Annotated in this window: 13 protein-coding genes; 12 read left to right on the top strand and 1 reads right to left on the bottom strand. The window is 72.7% G+C overall.

Translation table 11 applies throughout. The features are described 5' to 3' along the window. Positions 1–51: 51 nt before the first annotated feature. Complete coding sequence (locus tag IE124_RS01605) at positions 52–615, bottom strand: HNH endonuclease (protein ID WP_189503982.1); 564 nt, start codon at positions 613–615, stop codon at positions 52–54. A 267-nt stretch (positions 616–882) separates the two neighbouring features. Here IE124_RS01605 and IE124_RS01600 point away from each other — a divergent pair, with 267 nt between their 5' ends. From IE124_RS01600 to IE124_RS01545, 12 genes are all read left to right on the top strand, one after another. After that, a complete protein-coding gene (locus IE124_RS01600) occupies positions 883–1,959 on the top strand; it encodes a mechanosensitive ion channel family protein (protein ID WP_189503980.1) in 1,077 nt (358 codons plus the stop codon). A 224-nt stretch (positions 1,960–2,183) separates the two neighbouring features. Beyond that, positions 2,184–3,398 (top strand): ROK family transcriptional regulator, encoded by a 1,215-nt coding sequence (locus tag IE124_RS01595; protein ID WP_189503978.1) that lies wholly within the window; start codon positions 2,184–2,186, stop codon positions 3,396–3,398. Between the two features lie 110 nt (positions 3,399–3,508). Then, the gene (locus tag IE124_RS01590; protein ID WP_189503977.1) at positions 3,509–4,855 is read left to right on the top strand and encodes an ABC transporter substrate-binding protein; all 1,347 of its coding nucleotides are present in this window, start codon (positions 3,509–3,511) and stop codon (positions 4,853–4,855) included. A gap of 16 nt (positions 4,856–4,871) precedes the next feature. Beyond that, the gene (locus tag IE124_RS01585) at positions 4,872–5,873 is read left to right on the top strand and encodes a carbohydrate ABC transporter permease (protein ID WP_189503975.1); all 1,002 of its coding nucleotides are present in this window, start codon (positions 4,872–4,874) and stop codon (positions 5,871–5,873) included. A 3-nt stretch (positions 5,874–5,876) separates the two neighbouring features. Then, on the top strand, positions 5,877–6,761 hold the full coding sequence (locus IE124_RS01580) for a carbohydrate ABC transporter permease (protein WP_189503972.1): 885 nt from the start codon (positions 5,877–5,879) through the stop codon (positions 6,759–6,761). An 8-nt stretch (positions 6,762–6,769) separates the two neighbouring features. After that, positions 6,770–8,035: a 6-phospho-beta-glucosidase gene (locus IE124_RS01575; RefSeq protein ID WP_189503970.1), complete on the top strand. Its 1,266-nt coding sequence runs from the start codon at positions 6,770–6,772 to the stop codon at positions 8,033–8,035. Then, positions 8,026–9,009, top strand: coding sequence for an N-acetylglucosamine kinase (locus IE124_RS01570; protein WP_189503968.1), 984 nt, complete (start codon positions 8,026–8,028; stop codon positions 9,007–9,009). The genes IE124_RS01575 and IE124_RS01570 overlap by 10 nt, the downstream gene beginning before the upstream one ends. 288 nt (positions 9,010–9,297) lie before the next feature. Beyond that, complete coding sequence (locus tag IE124_RS01565) at positions 9,298–10,728, top strand: GlnX family signal transduction membrane protein (RefSeq protein WP_189503966.1); 1,431 nt, start codon at positions 9,298–9,300, stop codon at positions 10,726–10,728. A 17-nt stretch (positions 10,729–10,745) separates the two neighbouring features. Next, positions 10,746–11,795 (top strand): glutamate ABC transporter substrate-binding protein, encoded by a 1,050-nt coding sequence (locus IE124_RS01560; protein ID WP_189503964.1) that lies wholly within the window; start codon positions 10,746–10,748, stop codon positions 11,793–11,795. Positions 11,796–11,850: 55 nt separating this feature from the next. Continuing rightward, positions 11,851–13,128, top strand: coding sequence for a coiled-coil domain-containing protein (locus IE124_RS01555; RefSeq protein WP_189503962.1), 1,278 nt, complete (start codon positions 11,851–11,853; stop codon positions 13,126–13,128). Positions 13,129–13,187: 59 nt separating this feature from the next. Then, positions 13,188–15,773 carry a tetratricopeptide repeat protein gene (locus tag IE124_RS01550; protein ID WP_189504717.1) on the top strand — a complete coding sequence of 862 codons (2,586 nt, stop codon included), beginning with the start codon at positions 13,188–13,190 and terminating at the stop codon, positions 15,771–15,773. 2 nt (positions 15,774–15,775) lie between these two features. Continuing rightward, on the top strand, positions 15,776–17,266 hold the full coding sequence (locus tag IE124_RS01545; RefSeq protein WP_370468722.1) for a PP2C family protein-serine/threonine phosphatase: 1,491 nt from the start codon (positions 15,776–15,778) through the stop codon (positions 17,264–17,266). Positions 17,267–17,290 lie beyond the last annotated feature (24 nt).

Genomic DNA, 17,290 nt, shown 5'->3' with positions numbered 1-17,290 from the left:
CACGCGGAAGGCATCCGCACGCGAATGGCCCGGGTACGCGAAAGGCCCGGCTCAACCCGTCGTCAGCGCCCCCACAGGGGCGTCCGCGACGGAGTCGATCCGGGCCATCACGTCCTCGGCACCGTATGGCTGGAGGTAGGGCAGCCAGCGGGGGTCCCGGTGTCCGGTCCCGATGATCCGCCAGGCCAGGCCGGTCGGCGGGGCCGGTTGGTGGTGGAGCCGCCAGCCGATCTCACGCAGGTGCCGGTCGGCCTTGACGTGGTTGCAGCGGCGGCAGGCCGCCACCACGTTCTCCCAGGCGTGCGTGCCGCCCCTGCTGCGCGGGATGACGTGGTCGACGCTGGTGGCGACGCCCCCGCAGTACATGCAGCGCCCGCCGTCACGGGCGAAGAGGGCTCTGCGGGTCAAGGGAACGGGCCCCCGGTAGGGGACCCGCACGAAGCGCTTCAGTCGCACCACGCTCGGCGCGGGCAGGACTTGGGTCTCGCTGTGCAGGAAGGCGCCGGACTCCTCGAGACAGAGTGCCTTGTTCTCCAGCACGAGGACGAGTGCGCGGCGGAGCGGTACGACGCCGAGGGGCTCGTACGACGCGTTGAGGACCAGGACATGCGGCACGGATGCCTCCAATGGCGCCGGCGGCGCGTGGCTCGCGCCGGGACGAACTGCTCTCAGTCTCTCCTCAGGCCTGGTCGGAGCGCCACCACGTACCGGGAACGGGGTGACCGGCCCGGAGTGTTCTCGACCACATCGGCGTCTCCTTCTCTTACCTGCTACTTACTTGCCCAGGTGAGGTCCGTCTCTCCCTCGAACACGGCAACAGGACCACGTCCGATGCCCCGTTAGTGTGGATGGTCTGCGTACGCGACGCCTGGAGGTTGCCCCGTGTCCTGGTCCGCCCTAGCGGCTGCCACCGAACCCGAACCCATTCCGGTGACCCTGGACGAGGCGGCGGAGAAGGCCACGAACGCGGCGAGCTGGGTGGAGGAGAACTGGTCCACCTGGCTGAACACCGGCCTGCGCATCCTGCTGATCCTGGTCGTCGCGCTCCTGCTGCGGATGGCCGTCCGCCGCGCCCTGACGAAGCTGATCGAGCGGATGAACCGCTCGGCGCAGGCGGTGGAGGGGACGGCCCTCGGCGGTCTGCTCGTCAACACCGAGCGGCGCCGGCAGCGCTCGGAGGCGATCGGCTCGGTGCTGCGCTCGGTCGCCTCTTTCCTGATCATGGGCACGGCGGGGCTGATGATCCTCGGCGCCTTCAAGATCGACCTGGCGCCGCTGCTCGCCTCGGCCGGTGTGGCCGGTGTGGCGATCGGCTTCGGCGCGCGGAACCTGGTGACGGACTTCCTCTCCGGCGTCTTCATGATCCTGGAGGACCAGTACGGGGTCGGTGACTCGGTCGACGCGGGCGTGGCCTCCGGCGAGGTCGTCGAGGTGGGCCTGCGGGTGACCAAGCTGCGCGGTGTGGACGGCGAGATCTGGTACGTGCGCAACGGCGAGATCAAGCGGATAGGCAACCTCAGCCAGGGCTGGGCGACGGCGGGCGTGGACGTGACCGTCCGGCCGACGGAGGACCTGGAGCGGGTGCGGTCGGTGATCACCGAGGCGGCGGAGTCCATGACCAAGGAGGAGCCGTGGAACGAGCGCCTGTGGGGTCCGGTCGAGGTGCTCGGCCTGAGTGAGGTCCTGCTCGACTCGATGACCGTCCGGGTCTCGGCGAAGACGATGCCGGGCAAGGCGCTGGGTGTGGAGCGAGAGCTGCGCTGGCGCATCAAGCAGGGCCTGGACGCGGCCGGCATCCGGATCGTGGGCGGGGTCCCGGCCCAGGCCGAGGAGTCCGCGGCCGATCCGACGGCGGGCATGGCGGCTCCGTCGGCCTTCGCCTCGGCGACCTCGCCGCAGTCGGCGGCGGCGACCCCGCTGCCCAGGACGGACCTCACGAAGCCGGCCGACACGAAGTAACCCTCAACCCCCCTGGCAGTCCCCTCGACGCCCCCGCAGGTAACGCTTTGGTTGCCTTCGGGGGCGTCGCGCGTTCCCGGGTATTGACGCCCCGGTGACGGGCGCCTTATTTTCCTCCCATCGAATAGGAAACTTTCCTAACAGTGTGACGAAGGAAGCGGACCCCCCGGCAGGCACCACAATGGCCGGACCCGTTCAGCTCCGAAGGGCAGGTGCACCTCCTCATGGCCGGTACGACTCCGGGAACGCCCGGCACACCGCGTGTGCTGCGGGCCATGAACGACCGCGCCGCCCTGGACCTGCTGCTCGAACACGGCCCGCTCTCGCGGACCCGGATCGGCAAGCTCACCGGCCTGTCCAAGCCGACCGCCTCCCAGCTGCTCGCCCGACTGGAGGCCGCCGGCCTCGTCGTGGCCACCGGCACCACCGAAGGCCGGCCAGGACCCAACGCCCAGCTGTACGCGGTGAACGCGCGCGCCGCGTACGCCGCCGGGCTCGACGTCAACGGCGACCGCGTCCACGCCGCCGTCGCCGACATCACCGGCGAGATCGTCGGCGAGTACGAGCTCCGCACCCCCGGCCGCAGCGCCGCCGGCGTCGTCCGCCAGGTCACCGACGCCCTCGACGGGGCCGTCAAGGCGGCCGGGATCGCCCCCGACGAGGTGCGGCGCCTGGTCATCGGCACCCCCGGCGCCTTCGACCCGGCGACCGGACGGCTGCGGTACGCCTCCCACCTGCCCGGCTGGCACTCCCCCACCCTCCTGGAGGAGCTGGCCGCCGCCCTGCCCATGCCCTTCGAGTACGAGAACGACGTCAACCTCGTCGCCATCGCCGAGCAGCGCGTGGGCGCCGCCCGCGGCCACGCCGACTTCGCGCTGCTGTGGAACGAGGCGGGCATGGGAGCCGCCCTCGTCCTCGGCGGCCGGCTGCACCGCGGCTTCACCGGCGGCGCCGGCGAGGTCGGCTTCCTGCCCGTCCCCGGCACCCCCCTGGTCCGGCAGGTCACCAAGGCCAACTCCGGCGGGTACCAGGAGCTCGCGGGCGTCCAGGCCGTGCCCAGGATCGCCCGCGCCATCGGGATCGACACCCCCGAGCAGCCGTATGTGCCGGTCGCGAGCGGCCTGCTGTCCCGGGCCGCCGAGACCCACGAGGACGACCCGCTGTACGCGGAGCTGCTCGACCGCTACGCCGAGCGCGTCGCCACCGGTCTCGCCTCGATCGTCGCCGTCCTCGACCCCGAACTGATCGTGCTCTCCGGTGACGTCCTCGTCGCCGGCGGCGAACCCCTGCGCGCCCGCGTCCAGTCCGAGCTCGCCGAGCTCGCGGCCTCCCGCCCGCGGCTCGTCCTCGCCGCCGTACCCCGGCGTCCGGTGCTGCGCGGCGCCCTGGAGAGCGCCCTCGCGACCACGCGCGACGAGGTCTTCGACACCTCGCGCTGACCCGCCGACCCATCACCTCGCCGCCGCCTCACCTCGCCGCCGCCTCACCACTCCACCGCCCCGCCTCTCGCCCCCAGCCCGTAAGACCTCCGCCACAGGGAGACACCGCCATGCCCGCACGTCCCCGCAGAGCAGCCGCCGCGCTCGCCGCCACCGCCTCGATAGCCCTCTTCGCCTCGGCCTGTACGGGCTCCGCGAACAACACGGCCTCCGACGACCCCAAGGCCGAGACCACCATCACCTTCTGGCACGGCTGGGCGGACCCCGCCGAGGTGAAGGCGATCACGGACAACATCGCCCGCTTCGAGAAGGCGCACCCGAACATCAAGGTGAAGGTCGTCGGCGGCATCAACGACGACAAACTCGGCCAGGCGCTGCGCGCGGGCGGGTCGAACGGACCCGACGTCGTCTCCTCCTTCACCACCTCCAACGTCGGCAAGTTCTGCTCGTCGGGCGCGCTCGCGGACCTCAAGCCCTTCATCGAGAAGGACAAGCTGGACCTCGACAAGCTCTTCCCGAAGGTGCTCCAGAACTACACCCAGTTCGAGGGCAAGCGCTGCGCGATGCCGCTGCTCTCCGACGCGTACGGCCTCTTCTACAACAAGGACGCCTTCAAGGCGGCCGGTCTCGACCCCGAGGCCCCGCCGAAGACCTGGTCCGAGTTCGCCAAGGTCGCCAAGACGCTCACCAAGCCCAAGGGCGACTCCTTCGAGCGGCTCGGCTTCATGCCGAACTACCTCGGCTACGAGACCGTCGTCGAGCACTACATGTCGCAGTGGAAGCACAACGGCTACTTCGACGCGGAGGGCAAGTCGACGATCGCGAAGGACCCGGCGTTCGCCGAGATGATGACGTACCAGAAGTCCCTGGTGGACTCCCTGGGCGGGTTCCAGAAGCTCGACAAGTACCGCACCACCTTCGGTGACGAGTGGGGCGCCAAGCACCCCTTCCACACCGGCCAGGTCGCCATGCAGCTGGACGGCGAGTGGCGGCTGAACTTCGTCAAGAAGGCGAACGTGACCTTCGACGTCGGCGTCGCGCCGATGCCCGTCGCCGACGACGAGGTCGCCGAGTACGGCAAGGGCTACCTCTCCGGCACGATCATGGGCATCGCCCCGCAGAGCAAGAAGCAGAACGCGGCCTGGGAGCTGGTCAAGTACATGACCACGGACACCGACGCCGTGGTCGGCTTCGCCAACGACATCGGCAACGTGCCCTCCACCCTGGAGGCGCTGAAGTCCCCGAACCTGAAGTTCGACCCGCGCTTCAAGACCTTCCTGGAGATCGCCCGGCACCCCGAGTCCACCACCATGGACGGCGCCGTGAACGGCGCCAGCTACCAGGAGACCCTCTCCGCACTGGCCCACAAGTACGAGAAGGGCCAGGTCCCGGACCTGAAGAAGGGCCTCGCGGACACCGCGGCGCAGATCGACCGCGACATCGCCGCGACGAAGTGACGGCCGGAACCCGCCCATGAGCACGGACACCCTGCCCGCGAGGAAGGAGGCGGCCGCCCCGGCCGCCTCCTCCCCCGGAGGACGCAACACGCTGCGGCACAAGCGCCGGCGCAACGCCCTGCGCACCCTGGCCTTCATGTCGCCCTGGCTGATCGGCTTCGGCTTCTCCTTCGGCTATCCGCTCGTCTCCACGCTGTACTTCTCGTTCATGCGGTACGACGGCCTCAACCCGCCGACCTGGCGGGGCATGGAGAACTGGTCGTACGTCTTCACCGACCTGCCGAAGTTCTGGCCGGCGATGCAGAACACGCTCTGGCTGGCCGTCGTGATGGTCTCCTGCCGGGTCGTCTTCGGCCTCGGCATCGGCATGCTGATCACCAAGATCAAGAACGGGGCCGGTGTCTACCGCACCCTCTTCTACCTGCCGTACCTGGCGCCGCCCGTGGCCGCCACCCTCGCCTTCGTCTTCCTGCTCAACCCCGGCACCGGCCCTGTCAACTCGCTCCTGGAAGCGGTCGGCATCCCGGCCCCCTCCTGGTTCAACGACGCCGACTGGTCCAAGCCGGCCCTGACCGTCCTCGCCGTATGGGGCGTCGGCGACCTCATGGTCATCTTCATGGCCGCGCTCCTCGACGTACCGAAGGAGCAGTACGAGGCCGCCGAACTCGACGGCGCCTCCCCCTGGCAGCGCTTCCGCTTCATCACCCTGCCGAACATCTCGCCGATCGTGCTCTTCGCGGTCGTCACCGGGATCATCGGCGCGATGCAGTACTACACGCAGCCGATCGTGGCCTCGAAGGTCGCCTCGGGCGTGATGGGCGGATCGGGTGCCACCTTCGTCCCCGGCTACCCGGACGACTCCACCCTGACCCTCCCGCAGCTGGTCTACAGCCTCGGCTTCAGCCAGTTCAACTACGGCGCGGCCTGCGTCGTGGCGCTGGTGCTCTTCGCCTTCTCCATGGCCTTCACCGCGCTCCTCATGCGGCGGCGCGGCGGCCTGATCGGCACGGGTGACTGACACATGACGACCGCAACCGCTCCTGCCCGTCCCGAGACGAGCCCGGCTCTGCGGCAGGCCCGCCGCAAGGCGCTCCTGCACTGGATCGCCGTGCACTCGCTCGGCATCGCCGCCGCCCTGTTCTTCGTGCTCCCCTTCGTCTTCGTCCTCCTCACCTCCCTGATGAGCGACAACCAGGCGCTCACCCGGGACCTGACGCCGAACTCCTGGCACTGGGACAACTACCTCAAGGTCTTCGACACGCCGGGCTTCCTCACCTGGTGGAAGAACTCGCTGCTCTACGCGGGACTCGGCACCGTGCTCGTCGTGGTGTCCTCGATACCCGTGGCGTACGCGCTCGCCAAGTTCCGCTTCCGCGGCCGGCACCTGTCGCTGCTGCTCGTCATCTCGATGATGATGCTGCCGCCGCAGGTCGTGATCATCCCCATGTACCTGTTCTGGGCCAAGCAGATGGACCTCTCGGGCACGCTGTGGCCGCTGATCATCCCGATGGCCTTCGGTGACGCGTTCGCCATCTTCCTGCTGCGCCAGTTCCTGCTGACCATCCCGGACGAGTACGTCGAGGCCGCCAGGATCGACGGGTGCGGGGAGTTCCGCACGCTGATCCGGATCGTGCTCCCGATGGCGAAGCCCGGCATCGCCGCCGTGGCCCTCTTCCAGTTCTTCTACAGCTGGAACGACTACTTCGGACCGCAGATCTACGCCTCCGAGAACCCGGGCGCCTGGACGCTGAGTTACGGCCTGGAGTCCTTCAAGGGCGCGCACCACACCGACTGGAATCTGACCATGGCCGCGACCGTCCTGGTCATGGCCCCTGTGATCCTCGTCTTCTTCTTCGCCCAGAAGGCGTTCGTCGAGGGAGTCACACTGACCGGAGTGAAGGGCTGAATCACACCATGAAGCTCGCTGTCGTGGGGGGCGGCTCCACCTACACCCCCGAACTGATCGACGGATTCGCGCGGCTGCGCGACACCCTGCCCATCACCGAACTCGTCCTCGTCGACCCGGCCGCCGAGCGGCTCGAACTCGTCGGCGGGCTCGCCCGCCGCATCTTCGCCAAGCAGGGCCACGACGGGAAGATCGTCACCACCTCCGACCTGGACGCGGGGGTCGAGGGCGCGGACGCCGTCCTGCTCCAGCTCCGCGTCGGCGGCCAGGCCGCCCGGAACCAGGACGAGACCTGGCCGCTGGAGTGCGGCTGCGTCGGCCAGGAGACCACCGGTGCCGGCGGCCTCGCCAAGGCGCTGCGGACCGTCCCGGTGGTCCTCGACATCGCCGAGCGGGTCCGGCGCACCAACCCGGACGCCTGGATCATCGACTTCACCAACCCCGTCGGCATCGTCACGCGCGCGCTGCTCCAGGCCGGCCACAAGGCCGTCGGCCTGTGCAACGTGGCGATCGGCTTCCAGCGGAAGTTCGCGAAGCTCCTCGACGTCGCCCCGTCCTCGATCCACCTCGACCACGTCGGGCTCAACCACCTGACGTGGGAGACGGGCGTGCGGCTCGGCGGGCCGGAGGGCGAGAACCTGCTGCCGCGGCTGCTCGCCGAGCACGGCGGGGCCATCGCCGAGGACCTGCACCTGCCGCGCCCGGTCCTGGACCGCCTCGGCGTCGTCCCCTCGTACTACCTGCGGTACTTCTACGCGCACGACGAGGTCGTGCGGGAGCTCGGCACCAAGCCCTCGCGGGCCGCCGAGGTCGCCGCGATGGAGAAGGAACTCCTGGAGATGTACGGGGACCCGGCGCTCGACGAGAAGCCGGCGCTGCTCGGCAAGCGCGGCGGTGCCTTCTACTCGGAGGCGGCCGTGGACCTGGCCGCCTCCCTCCTGGGCGGCGGGGGTTCGCGGCACCAGGTGGTGAACACGTACAACAACGGCACGCTGCCGTTCCTGCCGGACGACGCCGTCATCGAGACGCAGGCGGCGGTGGGGACGGACGGCGCGGTGCCGCTGCCGGTCGCGGCGGTGGACCCGCTGTACGCCGGGCTGATCGCGAACGTCACGGCCTACGAGGAGCTGGCGCTGGAGGCGGCGCTGCGCGGGGGCCGTGACCGGGTCTTCAAGGCGCTGCTCGCGCATCCGCTGGTCGGGCAGTACGCGTATGCCGACGGCCTCACGGACCGGCTGATCGCGCACAACCGGGAGCACCTCGCGTGGGCCTGACCGGAAGCCTGCTGGCCGTCGACGCCGGCAACAGCAAGACCGACGTCGCGGTCGTCGCCGAGGACGGCACCGTCCTCGGCTCGGCGCGCGGCGGCGGCTTCCAGCCCCCGCTGGTGGGGGTGGAGACGGCGGTCGACGCGCTCGCGGAGATCGTCGGCAGGGCGTGGGAGGCGGTCGGCGGCGCCGGTCTGCCGCCCTCCTTCGCGCACGTCACGGCCTGTCTCGCCAACGCCGACCTGCCCGTCGAGGAGGAGGGGCTGCGGGCCGCACTGGTGGCGCGGGGCTGGAGCCGGTCCGTGCGGGTGCACAACGACACCTTCGCGATCCTGCGGGCCGGGCTCGACGAGCCGCGGGGCGTGGCGGTGGTGTGCGGTGCCGGGATCAACTGCGTCGGGATGACCCCGGACGGCAGGACCGCGCGGTTCCCCGCGATCGGGAAGCTCTCCGGGGACTGGGGCGGCGGCGCAGGCATGGCCGAGGAGGCGCTCTGGTACGCGGCGCGCGGCGAGGACGGGCGCGGTGAGCCGACCGAGCTCGCCCGCGCCCTGCCCGCGCACTTCGGCCTGGAGTCGATGTACGCGCTGATCGAGGCGGTGCACCTGGGCCGGATCGCGATCGCGCGGCGGCACGAGCTGACGCCGGTGCTGTTCCGGGTGAGCGCGGCGGGCGACCCGGTCGCGCTGGCGCTCGTGCACCGGCTCGCCGAGGAGGTCGCCGCGATGGCCGCGGTGGCGCTCGGACGGCTGGGGCTGCTCGACGAGGAGGCTCCGGTGATGCTGGGCGGCAGCGTCCTGGCCGCACGCCACCCGCAGTTGGAGGACCGGCTGGTCGAGGCCCTCGGCGCCCGGGCGCCCAAGGCGAGGATCGGCTTCGTCACCGCGCCGCCGGTGCTCGGGGCGGGGCTCCTCGCGCTGGACGAGGTGGCGGCGGACCCGGCGGCGGCGGGCCGGCTGCGGGGGCACTACGGGGCCTGAGCCGGGTGGGCCGGAAGGGGCTCACGGGGCCTGATTCGGTGGGGGTGCGGGGCGCTTCTCCTCTACGGGGAGGCGCCTCGCACGCATGTTCACCTGTTCGAGGGACAGTCGGGACGGAACCGATCAAAGCCGGGGGACGTATTCAAGGTGAGGGGGTTCGCCCGCGGATGTGCCGGGGGCATGAGGCACGATAAGAACAAGATCGCGCCAATCCCGGTGTGCGGGCAGGCCCCTGCGGCCATACTGCTGGCCGGACGGACCGACGTCAGCGACCCAGGGGGAGGTCAAGTGACATACCCGCCGAACGCGCCCGCCGCACAGGCGACGGCGCAGGGCACGGCGCCCGCACCGGCGCGCCCGGGCACGGTGCCGGGCCAGCCCTCCACCGCGCCCGCCGGCGGACCGCCCGCGGGGCGCGGAGCCTGGGCCGTGGGCCGGGAGCGGCTCCGCGAGGCGACGACGACCGAGCCCGGCCGGCTCCAGATCCTCGGGGCCGTACTGGCGCTGCTCGTCGTCGCGTTCGGGGCCGTCACCGCCCTCGAGGTCACCGACCGCGGCTCCGCCGCCGACGACGTGGTCAGCCGCAGCCAGCCGCTGAGCGCCGACGCCGCCGCCGTCTACCGCTCCCTCGCCGACGCGGACACGACCGCCGCCAGCGGCTTCCTCGCGGGCACCCTGGAGCCCGCGGACTCCCGCGAGCGGTACGCGGCGGACATCGCCACCGCGGCCCGCCTCCTCGTGAAGGCCGCGGCGAACACCGGGGGTTCGAGCGAGTCGGCCCGCGAGATCACCACCCTCAACGAACAGCTGCCGCGCTACACGGGCCTGATAGAGCGCGCCCGGGCGGCCAACCGGCAGGGCCTGCCCCTCGGCGGCGCCTATCTGCGGTACGCGAACCAGACGATGACCGGTGAGCTCCTGCCGGCCGCCGAGCGGCTGTACGCGGCGGAGACCCGGCGGCTCCACGAGGACGACGACGCCGCCCGCACCTGGCCCTTCCTCTCGCTCGGGCTCGGGCTGCTCACCCTCGCCGTGCTGGCCTGGGCGCAGCGCCGCAACTACGCCCGCACCCACCGGGTGTTCAACCAGGGCCTCCTCGCCGCCACCGCCGCCTCGCTGGTCGTACTGGTCTGGCTCCTCGCCGCGCACACGGTCGCGCGGACCGAGCTGAACAACGCCCGGGCGCACGGGCAGGAGTCCCTGCAGCTCCTCAACCAGGCCCGGATCAGCTCGCTCACGGCCCGGGCCAACGAGAACCTGGCCGTGGTCTCCCGGGGCTCCGTCCTCACGGCGGACGGCAAGAACGACAAGTACGAGGCGGACTACAAGGCTGGCATGACCGCCCTGACGACCGCGCTCGCCTCGGCGCGGGAGCTCGCCGACGACGACGCCGGGCGCGGCCCCGTGGACGAGGCGGCCTCGCGGACGGGCGAGTGGCAGGAGCGCCACAAGGCGGCCCGCGCCGAGGACGAGGCCGGCAACTACGAGGGCGCGCTCAGCCGGATCGTCGGCGCCAAGGAGACGACGGGGCAGTCCTTCGACCAGGTCGACGCGGCCCTGGAGCGGGCCCTCGCCCACGAGCAGGCCGAGTTCACCCGCTCCGCCGCCGACGCCAGGGACGCGCTCGCGGCGCTGCCGCTGGGCGCGGCGGCGCTCGGGATCCTGGGCGCGGCGGGCGCCGTGCTCGGCATCAACCGCAGACTGTCGGAGTACCGGTGAGGGCGAGAGGGGGCGGCATGCCGAACGGCACGGACCCGCTGGTGCGGCGGGCCGCACAGCGGCTGCGCGGCTGGGGCGGAGTGTCCGCCATGGCCGTGGCCTGCGGGCTCACCGCCTCGCTGACGCTGCTGCCGCTGGCGCACGACGGCACCGGCGCGGACGCGACGCCCCGGACGACCGGCCCCGGCCCCGGTGTGGGCACCGGGGTGCAGGTCGGCACCCAGGCCGCGGCGGACACCTGCGAGAACCCGGAGGCCTCGCTCCGGCCCGACTCGGCGGACGGCCCCTCGATCCAGGCGATCAAGGCGCGCGGGAAGCTCGTCGTCGGCGTCGACCAGTCCAGCTACCGCTGGGGCTACCGGAATCCGGAGAGCCGCACGCTGGAGGGGTTCGACATCGATCTGGCCCGGGCCATCGCGCGGGACGTCCTCGGCGACGAGGACGCCGTCATCTTCCGGGCGATCCCCACGAACCAGCGGATCGCCGCGCTGGACAGCGGCAAGGTCGACCTCGTCGTGCGCACGATGACGATCAACTGCAAGCGGATCCAGCAGGTCGCCTTCTCCACCGCCTACTTCCGGGCCGGTCAGCAGGTCCTGGCGCCCAAGCTCGCCAAGGACATCACCGGCTACGACTCCTCGCTGAGCGGCAAGCGGATCTGTACCGCCGAGGGGTCCACGGCCTACGAGGAGCTGGAGAAGAACTCCTTCGGCGCGGTCTTCAAGGACGACGCCGACGGCACCAAGGACGACAAGGACCTGCTGACCGTCCCGAACCAGCTGGACTGTCTGGCCCGGCTCCAGCTCGGCGAGGTCGACGCGGTCGTCACGGACAACGCTCTCGCGGCCGGCCAGGCCGCCCAGGACCCGGCGGTCGAGCTCAAGGGCAGGCCGTTCACCACGGAGTACTACGGGGTGGCCGCCAAGCTCGGGAACGACGACCTGGTCCGCCGGGTCAACAAGGTCCTCGTCGACTACCGCAACGGCCCCTGGCAGAAGGCCTACGAGCGCTGGCTGAAGGCGGACCTGCCCGGGATAACCGGGCCGCCCGAGCCCCTCTACAAGTGACCCGGCCGGCAGCCCCGGCAAGCAGCCCCTGTACCCGCGGCGGAAGAGGTGATCGATGGGCGTCACGGGACCTCCTGGGCCGGTGATGGACCGGGACGAGGTGGACCGTGCGCTGGCACGGCTCGGCGCCGAGCACAAGGCGATCGAGGACTCGCTCCTGGCCCTCCAGGACCACGCGGGCCGCAGGCTGCTCGAAGGCGCCGAGCTGACCGGCACCACGCGGGACCGCTGGGCGTCCGCCGAGCGGACCATCACCCTGCTCTGGACCTGCTTCGACGTGTACGCGGGCGCCCTGCGGGACGCCCATGAGGTGCGGGCCCGGCGCCGCTGGCCCGGGCGGGACGAGCTCCTGGAGCTGACCGACCGGCTGCGCGGCGAGAGCGTCCTCGTCGCGGGCGGGGCGGGGGAACAGGGCCTGCTGTCGGAGCGGTTCACGCTCGAAGGGCTCGTCCGCCGGATGAACGAGCTGTACGCCTCCTCGCTCGACGTGGTCGTCACTTCCGACGCCGTCTGGTCGGCGCTGCCCGCCCGGATAGACCTGCTCGCGGCGGAGCTGGGCCGGACGCGCTCGCTCGCCCACTCGGTGGGCGTGCGGCCGGGGGAGCACCCGGCCGGCGACGAGCTGGAGGACATCACGGCCGAGCTGACCGCGCTGCGGGCGCAGGTCGTGACCGATCCGCTCGCCTTCTGGCGCCCCGCCGCGGGCAGTTCGGCGCCCGGCGGCGGACGGCCGGACACCGCGCGCTACGACCGGGCGGCCCTGGCCCTGGAGGACATCCGGCGCGAGATCGAGGCGGTCCTCGCGGTCCGGCAGGACTCCGAGGACCGGCTGCTGCGGCTGCGGGACGTGCTGTCCCGGGCGGACCGGACGCTCACCGAGGCGCGGTCCGCGCGCGGCGAGGTCCTCGCGAAGATCGCCGCCTCCGAGGTTCCGGCCGTCAGCGGACCGCCGACGGCGCTCCAGGAGCGGCTCGTGGCCGCCGCCGAGTACCGCCGGCACCAGCAGTGGCACCGGCTCTCCCCGCTCCTGGACTCCCTGGAGCGGGAGGCGGAGGACGAGTTGATGCGGGCCCGGGAGTCGCTGACCGCGGTCACGGCACCGCTCGCGGTCCGGGCCGAGCTGCGTGGCAGGCTCGACGCGTACAAGGCGAAGGTGGCACGGCTGGGGGCGGCGGAAGACCCGCTGCTCATCGAGCGGTACGACACGGCCCGCCGGATGCTGTGGAGCGCGCCCTGCGACCTGCGGGTCGCGGAGCAGGCCGTGCTGCGCTACCAGCAGGCGGCGGCGGACGTACTGTCCGGCCCGAGAGATGCCGGAGGACGACAGTGGTGAGCGGGGAGACGGGTGTGGGGAGCTGTCAGCGTCCTTCGTGCGAGGGTTCGTACGAGGACATGGGAGGCGGCGAGCTGTACTGCGACACCTGCGGGCTCGCCCCGGTCGTCGCGCCCGGAGGCCTGATCGGTTCGACGCCGACCGGCATCGCCGTGCCCGGCAAGGGCACGGGCGCGGTCGGAGGGCCGGACTCGAGCTCCTCCAGGAGCAGTTCGCGGGCGTCCTCGCGCGCCTCCTCCCGCTCGTCGACCTCCCGGCGTTCGGTTTCCGGCCGTCTCTCGCGCTCGCTCTCCGGGACGTCCGGGGGCCGCTCGGTGTCGGTGCGCAGCTCGGGCACGTCGACCGGGCAGTCCGCCCGGAACCGGCTGGGCGCGGGTCTGGTGACGATCCCGGAGGTGCCGCGTCCGGACCCGCGGGGCGCGGTGATGGAGAACCCGGAGGTTCCCGAGCGGAAGCGTTTCTGCTCCCGCTCCGACTGCGGGGCGCCCGTCGGCCGTTCGCGCGGTGACCGGCCGGGCCGCACAGAGGGCTTCTGCACCAAGTGCGGGCACCCGTACTCCTTCGTGCCGAAGCTGCGCGGCGGGGACATCGTCCACGGCCAGTACGAGGTCGCGGGCTGCCTCGCCCACGGCGGTCTGGGCTGGGTCTACCTCGCCGTCGACCGGGCGGTCTCCGACCGGTGGGTGGTGCTCAAGGGCCTGCTCGACACCGGCGACCAGGACGCGATGGCCGCGGCCATCTCGGAGCGCCGCTTCCTCGCCGAGATCGAGCACTCCAACATCGTCCGGATCTACAACTTCGTCGAGCACCTCGACCAGCGCACCGGCTCCCTGGACGGCTACATCGTCATGGAGTACGTCGGCGGCAAGTCGCTCAAGGAGATCGCCAACGACCGCCGCAGCGCGGACGGCCGGCGGGACCCGCTGCCGGTGGAGCAGGCCTGCGCGTACGGGATCGAGGCCCTGGAGGCGCTCGGCCATCTGCACAGCCGGAACCTGCTGTACTGCGACTTCAAGGTCGACAACGCCATCCAGACCGAGGACCAGCTGAAGCTCATCGACATGGGCGCGGTCCGGCGGATGGACGACGACGAGTCGGCCATCTACGGCACGGTCGGCTACCAGGCACCGGAGGTGGCCGAGGTCGGCCCTTCGGTCGCCAGCGACCTGTACACGGTGGCGCGGACGCTGGCCGTGATGACGTTCGACTTCCAGGGCTACACGAACGTGTTCGTGGACTCGCTGCCCGACCCGGGGCACATCGCGGTCTTCCGGACGTACGAGTCGTTCTACCGCTTCCTGATCCGGGCCACGGATCCGGACCCGGCGCGGCGGTTCTCCTCCGCGCAGGAGATGGCGGAGCAGCTGACGGGCGTCCTGCGGGAGGTGGTGGCGCTCCAGTCGGGGCGTCCGCGTCCGGCGCTGTCGACGCTGTTCGGCACGGAGGTCCGGGTGACGGACACCGCGCTGTTCGCCGAACTGACGGAGGACGTGTCGCTGCTCGGCGCCCGGAACCGGAAGGGCGCGGGGAAGGCATCGGCTCCCGGCGCGGGTCCGGGATCGGCATCCGGCTCGGGCCCTGCAACGGCTCCGGGCGCGGCTCCCGGCTCGGGTCCCGCAACGGCCCCGGGCGCGGCTCCCGGCTCGGGTCCCGCAACGGCTCCGGCATCGACTCCCGGCTCGGCTCCCGCCGCAGCCGGGCCCGGGCTCGGGTGGCTGCTCGGGGCGCTCGACGCGCCCGCCACCGCGCTCGCACTCCCCGTGCCACGCGTCGACACGGGCGACCCGAACGCCGGGTTCCTCGCCGGTCTGGCCGCCGCCGCCCCCGCCGAGCTGCTCGGAGCGCTCCAGGCCGCGCCCGCGCCCTCCGCCGAACTGCGGCTGCGCACCCTCCGGGCCCACCTGGAGCTGGGCGACGCGCCCACCGCCGTCCGGACCCTCGGCGCGCTGGAGGAGCGGGACCCGGACGACTGGCGGGTCGTCTGGTACCGGGGGGTGACCTCGCTGGTGACCGGCGACCACGAGCACGCGGCGCTGGCCTTCGACGCGGTCTACGACGCCTTCCCCGGGGAGCCGGCGCCGAAGCTGGCCCTCGGGATCTGCGCCGAGGTCCTCGGCCAGCTGGACAACGCCGCCGAGTATTACCGGCTCGTGTGGGCCACCGACCCGAGCTTCGTCAGCGCCGCATTCGGGCTCGCCCGGGTGCAGCTCGCGGCGGGCGACCGCGCCGGAGCCGTACGGACCCTGGAGTCCGTGCCGGAGGCCTCGATCCACTACACGGCGGCCCGGGTCGCGGCCGTGCGGGCGCGACTGCGGCGGCGCCCGGCGCACGAGCCGCTCGGCGCCGAACTGACGGCCGCCGCGGCGCAGGTCTCCGCGCTCCAGGGCTTCGGTCTCGACGCGGTCCGCCGGGAGCAGTTGGCCACGGAGGTGCTCGGGACGGCCCTCGACTGGGTACTCTCCGGTAGTCCCGGTGCGGCACCGGGCGGCGGCGCGCTGCTGCTCGGAAGTGAACTGGACGAGCGCGGACTGCGCTTCGGCCTCGAACGCTCGTACCGGGTGCTGGCCCGGCTCGCCCAGCGGGGCGAGGAGAGGATCGAACTGGTGGAGCGGGCCAACCGCTTCCGCCCCCGGACGTGGGTGTGAGGATGTCCCAGAAGCCGATGCCGAAGCCGAATCCGGAGCCGAAGCCCTCGCACGGACTCGCCGCCTGCCCGGGCTGCGCGGAGCCGCTGGACTCGGGTGACCGGTTCTGCGGGGCCTGCGGCCACGACCTGTCGGCCGTCGCGGCGGCCGGGACGGAGCCGGACCGCCCGACCGTGGCGATCGGCACCCCCGTGGTCTGGCCGGCCGCCCCGCCCCGGGAGCCCGGTTCGCTCTCGACGATGACCCAGCACCCCGGCGACCTGCCGGGCACCGACTCCGGCGGCCACGACCTGCCCACGATGGCGGTCCGCACGGACGGCCCGGTGCCGACGGCTCCGGGCCCGGGCGCGTCCCCGTCCGGCGGGGACTTCGAGCTCGCCGCCCCCGACCCTCGTACCGCGGTACAGGTCGATCCCCTCCAGGCCCAGCCGCAGGCCCCGGGATCACCGCAGGCGCCCGCACAACCCCCCGTGCCGACGCAGCCGCCCGTGCCCGCACAGCCCCCCGTTCCGGCGCAGCCGCCCGCGCCGGCACAGTCCTCCCCGCCCGCCCCCGGCACACCCGCTGCCGGCGCGGCCTCGCTCTGCGTGGCCTGCCGGGCCGGGCGGGTGGACACCGACGGCTACTGCGAGAACTGCGGGCACGCGCAGCCGCGCGAGCGGGACCACATGGAGCAGGAGTTCGACTCCGTCGCCGCCGTCAGCGACCGGGGACTGCGCCACCACCGCAACGAGGACTCGTTCGCCGTCTCGGCGACCACCCTCCCCGACGGCTCCCCCGCCGCCCTCGCGATCGTCTGCGACGGCGTCTCCTCGGCGACCCGCCCCGACGAGGCCTCCGCCGCCGCCGCGCAGGCGGCCGGTGCCTCGCTGCTCGCCGCGCTGCCCCGCGGCGTCCACCCGCAGCAGGCGATGCACGAGGCGATCGTCGCCGCCTCCGAGGCCGTCAACTCCCTTGCGGAGGAGCCGGGTCAGGACGGCGCCGAGCACGACCCGCACCGGAACTCCCCGGCCTGCACCATCGTCGGCTCGGTCGTCGCCGACGGCCTGCTCGTCGTCGGCTGGGTCGGCGACAGCCGTGTCTACTGGGTACCGGACGACCGCAGCACCCCGTCCGCGCGGCTCACCGAGGACGACTCCTGGGCCGCCCAGATGGTCGCGGCGGGCCTGATGAACGAGGCCGAGGCGTACGCGGACGAGCGCGCCCACGCGATCACCGGCTGGCTGGGCGCCGACGCGTACGAACTCGACCCGCACACCGCGGCGTTCAAGCCGGACCGCTCCGGGGTGGTCGTGGTCTGCACGGACGGACTCTGGAACTACGCGGAGGGCGCCGAGGACATGGCGCGGGTCGTCCCGCCGGACGCGGCGGGCCGCCCGCTGCACGGCGCGCAGGTCCTCGTCGGGCACGCGCTCGACGGCGGAGGCCACGACAACATCACGGTCGCGCTGCTGCCGTTCACGGTCTCGCCGCAAGGGGCAGGATCCGCCTGAGCGGCCGCCGGTCCCCCCTGCCCC

Origin of the sequence: Streptomyces narbonensis (assembly GCF_014649015.1) — a bacterium.
GTDB classification, from domain to species: domain Bacteria; phylum Actinomycetota; class Actinomycetes; order Streptomycetales; family Streptomycetaceae; genus Streptomyces; species Streptomyces narbonensis.
This window is presented reverse-complemented; position numbering and strand designations above follow the sequence as displayed.

Coding starts and splice junctions, on each gene's coding strand:
- IE124_RS01595 (WP_189503978.1), top strand. CDS start 2,184: ATGGCCGGTACGACTCCGGGAACGCCCGGCACACCGCGTGTGCTGCGG.
- IE124_RS01590 (WP_189503977.1), top strand. CDS start 3,509: ATGCCCGCACGTCCCCGCAGAGCAGCCGCCGCGCTCGCCGCCACCGCC.
- IE124_RS01585 (WP_189503975.1), top strand. CDS start 4,872: ATGAGCACGGACACCCTGCCCGCGAGGAAGGAGGCGGCCGCCCCGGCC.
- IE124_RS01580 (WP_189503972.1), top strand. CDS start 5,877: ATGACGACCGCAACCGCTCCTGCCCGTCCCGAGACGAGCCCGGCTCTG.
- IE124_RS01575 (WP_189503970.1), top strand. CDS start 6,770: ATGAAGCTCGCTGTCGTGGGGGGCGGCTCCACCTACACCCCCGAACTG.
- IE124_RS01560 (WP_189503964.1), top strand. CDS start 10,746: ATGCCGAACGGCACGGACCCGCTGGTGCGGCGGGCCGCACAGCGGCTG.
- IE124_RS01555 (WP_189503962.1), top strand. CDS start 11,851: ATGGGCGTCACGGGACCTCCTGGGCCGGTGATGGACCGGGACGAGGTG.
- IE124_RS01550 (WP_189504717.1), top strand. CDS start 13,188: ATGGGAGGCGGCGAGCTGTACTGCGACACCTGCGGGCTCGCCCCGGTC.
- IE124_RS01545 (WP_370468722.1), top strand. CDS start 15,776: ATGTCCCAGAAGCCGATGCCGAAGCCGAATCCGGAGCCGAAGCCCTCG.